At 53.1% G+C, this 8,801-nt stretch carries 9 protein-coding genes and 1 other RNA gene; 7 read left to right on the plus strand and 3 right to left on the minus strand.

What is annotated here, in order from left to right:
• Window positions 1-10 precede the first annotated feature (10 nt).
• The 3 genes from rnpB to HYU99_05950 all read right to left on the minus strand — a co-directional run bounded on the left by rnpB (window position 11) and on the right by HYU99_05950 (window position 1,253).
• Window positions 11-457: RNase P RNA component class A (gene rnpB, locus HYU99_05940), an RNA gene on the minus strand.
• Window positions 458-463: 6 nt separating this feature from the next.
• Window positions 464-874, minus strand: coding sequence for a ribonuclease HI family protein (locus HYU99_05945; protein ID MBI2339889.1), 411 nt, complete (start codon window positions 872-874; stop codon window positions 464-466).
• Between the two features lie 91 nt (window positions 875-965).
• Window positions 966-1,253: a hypothetical protein gene (locus HYU99_05950; GenBank protein MBI2339890.1), complete on the minus strand. Its 288-nt coding sequence runs from the start codon at window positions 1,251-1,253 to the stop codon at window positions 966-968.
• Window positions 1,254-1,411: 158 nt separating this feature from the next.
• On the opposite strand from HYU99_05950, the gene purU reads away from it, so the two are divergent.
• The 7 genes from purU to HYU99_05985 form a co-directional block, all read left to right on the plus strand.
• Entirely contained in the window at window positions 1,412-2,278 is an 867-nt protein-coding gene (gene purU, locus HYU99_05955) for a formyltetrahydrofolate deformylase (GenBank protein MBI2339891.1), read from the plus strand.
• 24 nt (window positions 2,279-2,302) lie between these two features.
• The gene (locus HYU99_05960) at window positions 2,303-3,181 is read left to right on the plus strand and encodes a UTP--glucose-1-phosphate uridylyltransferase (GenBank protein MBI2339892.1); all 879 of its coding nucleotides are present in this window, start codon (window positions 2,303-2,305) and stop codon (window positions 3,179-3,181) included.
• A gap of 329 nt (window positions 3,182-3,510) precedes the next feature.
• Window positions 3,511-5,532, plus strand: coding sequence for a primosomal protein N' (gene priA, locus HYU99_05965; GenBank protein MBI2339893.1), 2,022 nt, complete (start codon window positions 3,511-3,513; stop codon window positions 5,530-5,532).
• An 88-nt stretch (window positions 5,533-5,620) separates the two neighbouring features.
• The gene (gene def / locus HYU99_05970) at window positions 5,621-6,166 is read left to right on the plus strand and encodes a peptide deformylase (protein MBI2339894.1); all 546 of its coding nucleotides are present in this window, start codon (window positions 5,621-5,623) and stop codon (window positions 6,164-6,166) included.
• Window positions 6,163-7,104 carry a methionyl-tRNA formyltransferase gene (locus tag HYU99_05975; GenBank protein ID MBI2339895.1) on the plus strand — a complete coding sequence of 314 codons (942 nt, stop codon included), beginning with the start codon at window positions 6,163-6,165 and terminating at the stop codon, window positions 7,102-7,104. The genes def and HYU99_05975 overlap by 4 nt, the downstream gene beginning before the upstream one ends.
• Window positions 7,105-7,224: 120 nt before the next feature.
• Window positions 7,225-7,875: a ribulose-phosphate 3-epimerase gene (gene rpe, locus HYU99_05980; GenBank protein MBI2339896.1), complete on the plus strand. Its 651-nt coding sequence runs from the start codon at window positions 7,225-7,227 to the stop codon at window positions 7,873-7,875.
• The coding region (locus HYU99_05985; GenBank protein MBI2339897.1) for an aminotransferase class I/II-fold pyridoxal phosphate-dependent enzyme at window positions 7,872-8,801 on the plus strand (930 nt) is incomplete at its 3' end. The genes rpe and HYU99_05985, both read left to right, overlap by 4 nt.

Here is an 8,801-nt window from a genome sequence, read left to right on the forward strand (position 1 = left end):
CGCCTTCGGCGATGATCATTTCTCTGGGCCCGCCGTTGCCGGCAGGCTCTAGCGGTCTACCCGCCCCGTAGAGTAGAGGCTTCATAGAGCCTCTACTGACTAAGCGGGCCACCTAGCGTGTAAGAAGCGCATCGTGATGCGCCACTTACTCAACGGGGCCTATTTGACCTTGCTCCGGGTGGGGTTTACCGCGTTTCACCCCAAGGGTTATCCCCTTGGCCTCGCCCGCCACTACTGCTTTGGCTGGCGCCCGCCTCGTTTTATTGGCGGGCGTCTCTGTGGCACTATCCGTGCGCTCGCGCGCCCCGGCCGTTAGCCGGCACCCTGCCCTGGGAGTCCGGACTTTCCTCCCTGTGGAATAATAAGATGCTTGGGGGTGTGGTTCCTCTTGTAAGATCAATTGGCTTAGAGGGCCTCAAACTCTTCAAGTACCTTATTATTCCACAGGGCGATCATCCTGGTTTCAATGTGAAAGAACGTCTTTAAAATCAATCGCCTCATTTGCCAATTTGTCTGCTTCCTTGTTCTCCTCGCGCGGCACATGGCAAAAAGAGACCTTTTCAAAACTCTTCAGCAGATTTTTAGCCTTTTCGTAGTAAGGAATCAACCCCTCATTCTTCACCCGGTATTCCCCCTTCAACTGCCGCACCATCAATTCCGAATCGGCCCGGATTTCCACCTCCCCGGCCTTCTGTTTTTTCAGTTCTTCCAGCCCCATCAACAGCGCCGCATATTCCGCCTGATTGTTGGTTTTGGTCCCCAGATAGCGCGAGAGGGGGATCTCTTTTCCACCGGCGGAAACCAAAAGCGCCCCGGCGCCCGCCTCACCCGGATTTCCCCTGCTGGCGCCGTCTGTGTACATCATCCATTTCATAAAAAAAGCCCCTTGGACCATCATCCAAGGGGCTTAAACAGCATGAGTACCATCAAAAAAGGAGAATCAATATCTTCACCCTTTTTTAACGTCACAAAAGCTTAAAAGATTTAAACAAAAGTTGTTCTTCCCTCGGTGAAAGGCATGAAATCAGCGAAAGGGCCTTGGATGAAAGATCAAAATTGGCGCTGTTTAATTTTTGCCGGGGCCCTTCGTCAGCCATTTCCCCCTTGAGCTGAAAGGCAATTTCTTTAATAATTTCAGCTACTTCTGACTTTGTAAATGTTTTTAGTTTGGCCAGCGAAGGGAACTCCTCGTTTTCCGCCAGATAAAAAAGGAGCTCGCAAACCGCATCCTTGGTGACATCTTTAAACCGCATAAAATTTCCTGCTCCTTTTATCATACCCCTGTGCTTACGGGCAAGGAGATAAAAAATCAATTAAAACAATAAGTTACTTTGACCCATCCTTTGAGTTGTGGTAGTGTAATAGCGTTATCGTCACCCCGCAAAAAAAGTTGCGTGGAAAATGAAGCAAAATGAATAATCATCCGGCCACCTATACTCTGGTTATTTCCTGCCCCGATCAAAGGGGAATCGTTTCGGCGGTGAGCCGCTTTATCGCCGATCATCAGGGGTCGATTGTCGAGGCCGACTACCATACCGACCGCGAGTTGAACTGGTTTTTCATGCGCCAGGAAATTTTGGCCGAGTCGCTCTCCTTTACCCACTTGGACGAATTCAAGGAAAAATTCAAAGAGACCGCCAAAAAGTTCAAAATGGAGTGGAAAATCAGCAGTTCGGCGCAAAAGAAAAGGACCGTGATTCTGGTGAGCCAGGAGGACCACTGCCTGGCCGATCTTTTGTACCGCTGGCGGGCGCAGGAATTTGATTTTGACATTGTCGCCGTTGTCTCGAACCACGAAACCACAAAAAGTTTTGTCGAATGGCATCACATCCCCTTTCATCACATCCCCGTTTCAAAGGAGAACAAATCGGCGGCCTTTGGGGAAATTGAGGCCCTTTTCAAGAAATATCGGGGGGACGTGATGGTTCTGGCCCGCTTCATGCAAATTGTCCCGGCCGACCTGTGCGAACGCCTCGCCGGTCGCATCATTAATATACACCACAGTTTTCTGCCGTCGTTTGTCGGGGGGAAGCCGTATCACCGGGCCTACGAGCGGGGGGTCAAACTCATCGGGGCCACCTGCCACTACGCCACCGCCGTGCTGGACGAAGGGCCGATTATCGAGCAGGATGTGATCCGCGTCGACCACAGCCATTCGATTCCCGACATGATCCGTTTGGGGAAAGATGTGGAAAAAATGGTTCTGGCCCGCGGCCTCCGCTACCACGTGGAGGACCGGGTGATTGTCCATCAGAACAAGACGATTGTGTTTAAGTGAAAGGCTTGGTAGGAGGCCTCCACCATGCCATCCCCCAAAATCAAAAAAGCGGTCATTCCGGCGGCGGGTCTCGGCACCCGTTTTCTTCCCGCCACCAAGGTAGTGCCCAAAGAACTCCTGCCGATTGTGGACAAGCCGGGGATTCAATACATCGTCGAAGAGGCGCTTTCAGCGGGCGTGGAGGAGGTCATTTTTGTCATATCCCCCGACAAGGGGCAGGTGGTCGATCATTTTCGCCCCGCGCCGGAGCTGGAAAAATGCCTGCGGGAGCGCGGGAAGAACGATCTGCTCCAGTCGATAACCTTCCTTACCGACAAGGCCAAATACTCGGTTGTTACCCAGGAAAAACCGCTGGGGCTGGGGCATGCCGTTTTATGCGCCCGGCAGGCGGTGGGGGATGAATGGTTTTTTGTTTTTCTTCCCGACGATTTGATCGATCATGAAGTTCCCTGCGCCGTCCAGATGCTTAAGCCCTGGGAGGCGCACGGCGGCGCCATTCTGGCGGTCATGCCGGTTCCGTGGGAAGAGGTGCATCAGTACGGCGTCGTGAAGGCGGCGCCGCTCACCGCCAGCCTGGGAAAGGTGGAAAGCCTGGTCGAAAAGCCCAAAAGGGAACAGGCGCCATCGAACCTTGCGGTGATTGGCCGTTACCTTCTCCCCCCGGATATTTTTGGGTTTCTGGAGAAAATAAAATCGGGGGCGATCGGTGAAATTCAGCTGACCGACGGGTTGGCGGGGCTTGCGAAAAAAGGGGGTCTCTATGCCCTTCAGTTCGAAGGGGAGCGGTTCGATATCGGCAACAAGGGGGGTTTTCTTGAGGCAAATATCAACTACGCCCTCAAGCACGAAACCTTAAGCCAAAAGACGCTCGATTTGATCAAGATGCTGGCGGAGAGTCGGTGAGTTAGTAGCCGGTTGTTGGAACCCGCCTTCGTCCGCCTCCGGCGAACTACGGCGGGCATTCGCATTTATCGGATGAAAGACCTTGTGGATGCGAATGAAGGAGAGGAGCAAGCGGGATAATTAAGAAGTCGCCTTCTGCTAATTACCCGCTTGCTCTCAGGCAGGCCCCTCGCCGAAGGCGAGGGTGTTGTCCATCCAACAAAAATTATAATGACTTTTTGCAAAAAAGGAAAAAGAAAAATAATAAAAATTGACGATTTTTGTTACTGCGCCAAATTTATGACAAAAAATGAGGCCAATATTAAAATATTGTTAAAAATCAAAGTATTATGAATTATGCAGATGTCTGGCTCCCCCTCCCATTACCGCATCCTTTTACTTACATAATCCCGCCTGGCCTGTCCGTAGTCCCCGGTCATCTAGTTGAGGTTTCTTTGGGACGACGCCATGTGGTTGGTGTTATTGGTTTTCTTCATGAAAAAGCTGGCCACCAGGTGGCTACCGACAAAGAGATAAAAGAAATCATTCGTCTCCTCGATTCCCGGCCTGTCGTGACCGAATCGATGTTCGAGTGCCTCAACTGGGCCTCCCGGTATTACATGACCCCTTTGGGGGAGGTCTTATCGACGGCTCTCCCGTCGGCCCTCTATCGCAGACGGCGGACCGATTCAAAAAAGGAGCCGACGATTCGGCAATCGCCATTTGCGGAACATTGGGAGACGGAAAAGGAGGTTTCGCTCAATGCCGAACAGGAGGCTGTTTATCAGGCGCTTGCTGAAAAGGCCGACGCACGGGTTTTCCATCCGGCCCTTCTCTTTGGCATCACCGGGAGCGGCAAGACCGAGATCTACCTGAAACTTCTTCAACAGGTTCTTTTGAAGAGCAAAACGGCCCTTTTCCTTGTGCCCGAAATTGGCCTGACCCCGCAGGTGGTGGCCCGCTTTCGGCAGGTATTCGGGGAGAAGCTAGCCCTTTATCACAGCGGGTTGACCGAAAATCAACGTCTGCACGAATGGAGACGGTGCCTGGAGGGGAGCGCTCGCGTGGTGGTCGGCACTCGTTCGGCCCTTTTTGCCCCTTTGGCCTCCTTGGGGCTTATCATCATCGACGAGGAGCACGATGCATCCTACAAACAGGAGGAGCGATTCCGGTATCACGCCCGCGATCTGGGGCTGGTGCGGGGCAAGATTGAAAACGCGGTTGTCCTTTTGGGGTCGGCCACGCCTTCTCTGGAGAGTTTTTCCAACGCCCGTGCCGGCAAATACAGGCTTTTTACCCTGCGCGAACGGCCGACACAGGCGGTCACGCCGCAAATCCGCCTGATTGACATGGCCGCTTACAAACGACAGACAAAGAGCGTTTTGTCCCTCTGCTCCGAAATGCATGAAGCGATTGCCGAGACGCTTCGGCGAAAAGAGCAGGCGCTTGTTTTGATCAATCGCAGGGGCTTTGCCAGTTCGTTTTTTTGCCTCGCCTGCGAAAAGTCGCATCTCTGTCCCAATTGCAGTGTCAGCCTCACCTACCATCGCCATAACAAGCAACTCTTGTGCCATTATTGCGCCTTTGAGACGAAACTCCCCTCGATTTGTCCCTCCTGTGGAAGCCGTGAAACAACCCTTTTGGGCCTTGGCACCGAGACGGTAGAGGAGGAGTTGAAGACCTGGTTTCCACGGGCCCGGTTGAGCCGTCTGGACCGGGACAGCACGCAAAAGAAGGGGTATCTTTTGCAAACGCTCAAAAGAATGAAGGAGGGGAAAATCGATATCCTTGTCGGGACGCAGATGGTGGCCAAGGGGCACGACATACCCAATGTGACCCTCGTCGGCGTTTTGGGGATCGACGCGGGGCTGGGGCTCCCCGACTTTCGCGCGGCGGAAAAGAGTTTTCAGCTTTTAACCCAGGTGGCCGGCCGGGCGGGGAGGGCTGAAAAACCGGGACGGGTGATCGTGCAAACCTTTGCTCCGGACCATTTCAGCATTCAGTGCGCCTGCCGGAACGATTACGAACGGTTTTTTGAACAGGAATTGTCCTTCCGCAGAGAGGCGGGCTACCCCCCGGAGGCGCGGCTGATCCAGTTTCGTTTTTCCTCCGCCAACGAAAAACGTTTGATCGATTTCATGCGATGCCTGAAGGTCCATTTGGATCATATGGCGGGCGGCCCTGCCGCCCTTGGTCCCTCAAAGGCGCCGATCGAAAAAATCCGCGGCCGGTTCCGCTGGCAGGTTCTCCTGAAAGGGAAGAACAGGGATGCTGTCCAGAAAGGGGCGTCTCGAATAGCCGCCTTTGCCGGGTCAAACATCCCCTCCGGCGTTCAATGGGCGGTTGATGTCGATCCGATCTCTATGTTATAAATTCAGTGCGTGGGTGTTCGTGTGCCCGCGTACCTGCGTAAGAATGTGAACACGTAGACACCCGGGCACTCAGGCACCCGGGCACATTATGTCAATACTCACCGTTCTCAAATACCCCAACCCCCGCCTGCGGAAGAAATCAAAACCGGTTCCGAAGGTTTCAGCCTCCATCGTTCGATTGGCCGAGGATATGTTTGAAACAATGTATATCAGTAACGGCATCGGCCTTGCCGCGCCGCAGATCGGCGAGACAATCCGCCTTGTCGTCATGGATGTGCCGAAGATCGACCCGATCGATCCCGAAAAAATCGTTCACGACAAGCTGGCGCTGGTGAATCCGGAGATTGTGAAGGGGGAAGGAAAGATCCAGTATGAGGAGGGGTGCCTTTCCTGTCCGGAACTGATTGTCCTTGTCGACCGGAATGCAAATATCCGCGTAAAATATCTCGATCTTGAAGGGAAACCAAGGGAAATCGGGGCGGAGGAGCTTAAAGCGGTTTGCATCCAGCACGAGATCGATCATTTAAACGGCGTTCTGCTGGTGGACAAGTTGAGCCGGGTCAAACAGGATTTGTACAAGCAAAAGCGTTTGCGGGTGGCGAAAGAGGAAAAGGAACTGGCCGCAATACTGTGAACAAACCCTCGATTCTCTTCATGGGCACGCCCGAGTTCGCGCGTGTCTCTCTTGTGTCCCTGATCGACAATGGCTATCCGATCGTTGGGGTTTTTACCCAGCCTGATAAACCGGCCGGCAGGGGCCGTCATCTGCATGTCTGCCCCACCGCGGAATTGGCGCGGGGAAAAAGCCTCCCCCTTTTTCAACCGGAAACGCTCAAGGACGAAGGAATCTTAAAACAAATTGAATCGCTCAAACCCGATTTCATCGTCGTTTCCGCCTACGGAAAAATTCTCCCCAAGCAGGTTCTGGAAGCGGTGAAAATCGACTGCGTCAACGTTCATGCCTCGCTTCTCCCGAAGTATCGCGGGGCGGCGCCGATCCCCTGGGTCCTTATCAACGGAGAGACCGAGACGGGGGCCTCCATCATGAAATTGATTCTCAAACTGGATGCCGGTCCGGTTTACCGTCAGACAAAAATTCCCATCGAGGGTTCCGATACCGCGGGAAGCCTCGCCGAAAAACTGGCGCCCCTGGGGGCCCGTCTTCTGCTTGAAACGCTCCCGAAAATTCAGTCGGGGCAAATCACGCCGACCCCCCAGGACGACTCGAAGGCGACACTCGCCCCGGCGCTTAAAAAGGAGGATGGAAAAATCGATTGGCGAACGAGCGCCTCCGAAATTGCAAACCGGATTCGCGGCCTTAACCCGTGGCCCGGCGCCTATACATTCATTGACAATAAAATGTTGAAAATCTACCATGGCCAAGTTCTTGCCGAAAAAACAGATAAAGCCCCGGGAACCGTTTATTTTTTGAATGAAAAAGGAATTCATGTCTCCTGCGGCGAAGGCGCGATTGTTTTAACGGAGGTGCAACTCGAAGGAAAAAGGTGTCTGCCGGCAAGTGAATTTGTGAGAGGGTATCGGCTGGAGGTGGGGAAGAGACTGGGCATGTAATTAATGACAAATGTCAAAGTTCAAATGACAAATGAAACTGAAAAAAAACAATTTCAAATTTGGCATTGGATTTTTGACATTCCTTTGACATTTAAACTTTGAAATTTGACATTGTCTAAAATGAAAATTATCGCACCCTCAATCTTATCCGCCGACTTCTCAAAACTGGGCGACGAAGTGCGCGCCGTGGAAGCCGCGGGGGCCGACTGGATCCATGTGGATGTCATGGACGGGCATTTCGTCCCGAACATCACGGTCGGGCCTTTGATTGTCGCATCGGTGAAAAAAATCACAAAACTCCCGATCGATGTCCATTTGATGATCGAAAATTCGTCGTGTTATATTGAAGATTTTATCAAGGCGGGGGCGAGTTATGTATCGGTGCATGTGGAAGAGGGATATCACCTCGACGGAACATTAAACCGGATCCGCGCCCTGGGGGCCAAACCGACGGCGGCGCTCAACCCCGCAACCCCCATATCGGCCGTTGAACCGGTTCTGGATATTGTCGACATGGTTCTTTTGATGTCGGTCAACCCCGGATTTAGCGGGCAGAGCTTCATTCCTTACACCAAAAAGAAGCTGATGGAATTGCGCCGTCTCATCGATGCCGCAGGCAAAAAGACGTTGATCGAAATTGACGGCGGGGTGAAGACCGACAATATCGGCGAATTGAGCAGACTTGGGGCGGATGTGTTTGTGGCCGGGTCGGCGGTTTTTGGAAGCAAGGATTATAAAAAGACGATCGCCGAGATGAAGAGGGCCGTGTGACCAACTTTTTCCGCCAGGAAGTCCTCGATCTTCCCGCCTATCACCTCGAGGCCCACGAAGGGATCAAACTCAACCAGAACGAGTCCCCCTGGGATATTCCGGTGGAGCTCAAGGCGCAGGTGGTTGAAAATCTCCTCCGTCTCCCCTGGAACCGGTATCCTCTCGACGACCAACTGCTCCTCAAAAAAAAGATGGCGAAGCTGTTGGAGGTCTGGCCCGACAACCTTGTTTTCGCCAACGGCTCCAACGTTCTCATTCAGGCGCTGACCTTTGCCACATCGGTGCAACAGGAGGTGATGATCCTGGATCCGACCTTCGGCGTGTTTGAGATCGAGGCGAGGCTTTTTGCCAACCAGGTCACCCGAATTCCCCTCAATGACGATTTTTCCATTCCAAAGGACAAGATTCTCAAGGCCATCAAGCGGAGGCCGAGCCTTATTTTTATTCCCAACCCCAACGCCCCCACCGGCAATCTTTTCGATCCCGATGTCCTCCGTAAAATTATCGAAACGGCCGACTGCCTTGTGGTGATTGACGAGGCCTATTACCCTTTTTCGGGCTTTACCGTCCTCGACTGGGTCAAGGAATACGACAATCTGGTGGTGCTCCGGACCTTTTCCAAGGCCTTTGCGCTGGGGGGTTTGAGGCTCGGCTGGATGATCGCCGATCCGGAGGCGGCGCGCCAGGTGCAGAAGTGCCTCCTCCCTTTTTGCATCAGCAGACTGGTGATGTCCGCGATGCTTGCCGTGATTGAACAGCCGGGATACGTGAAGAGATATGTCAAGCAGATCTCCGACGAGCGCGACCGGGTTTATAAGGCCTTGGCCAAAATGTCCGAGCTGACCGTTTATCCCTCCCGGGCGAATTTTATTCTGTTCGAGGTCGATGAACCGTCACAGATTTTCAAGAAACTGCTCGAGGAAAAA

Source organism: Deltaproteobacteria bacterium, assembly GCA_016183175.1.
Taxonomy (GTDB): domain Bacteria; phylum UBA10199; class UBA10199; order UBA10199; family SBBF01; genus JACPFC01.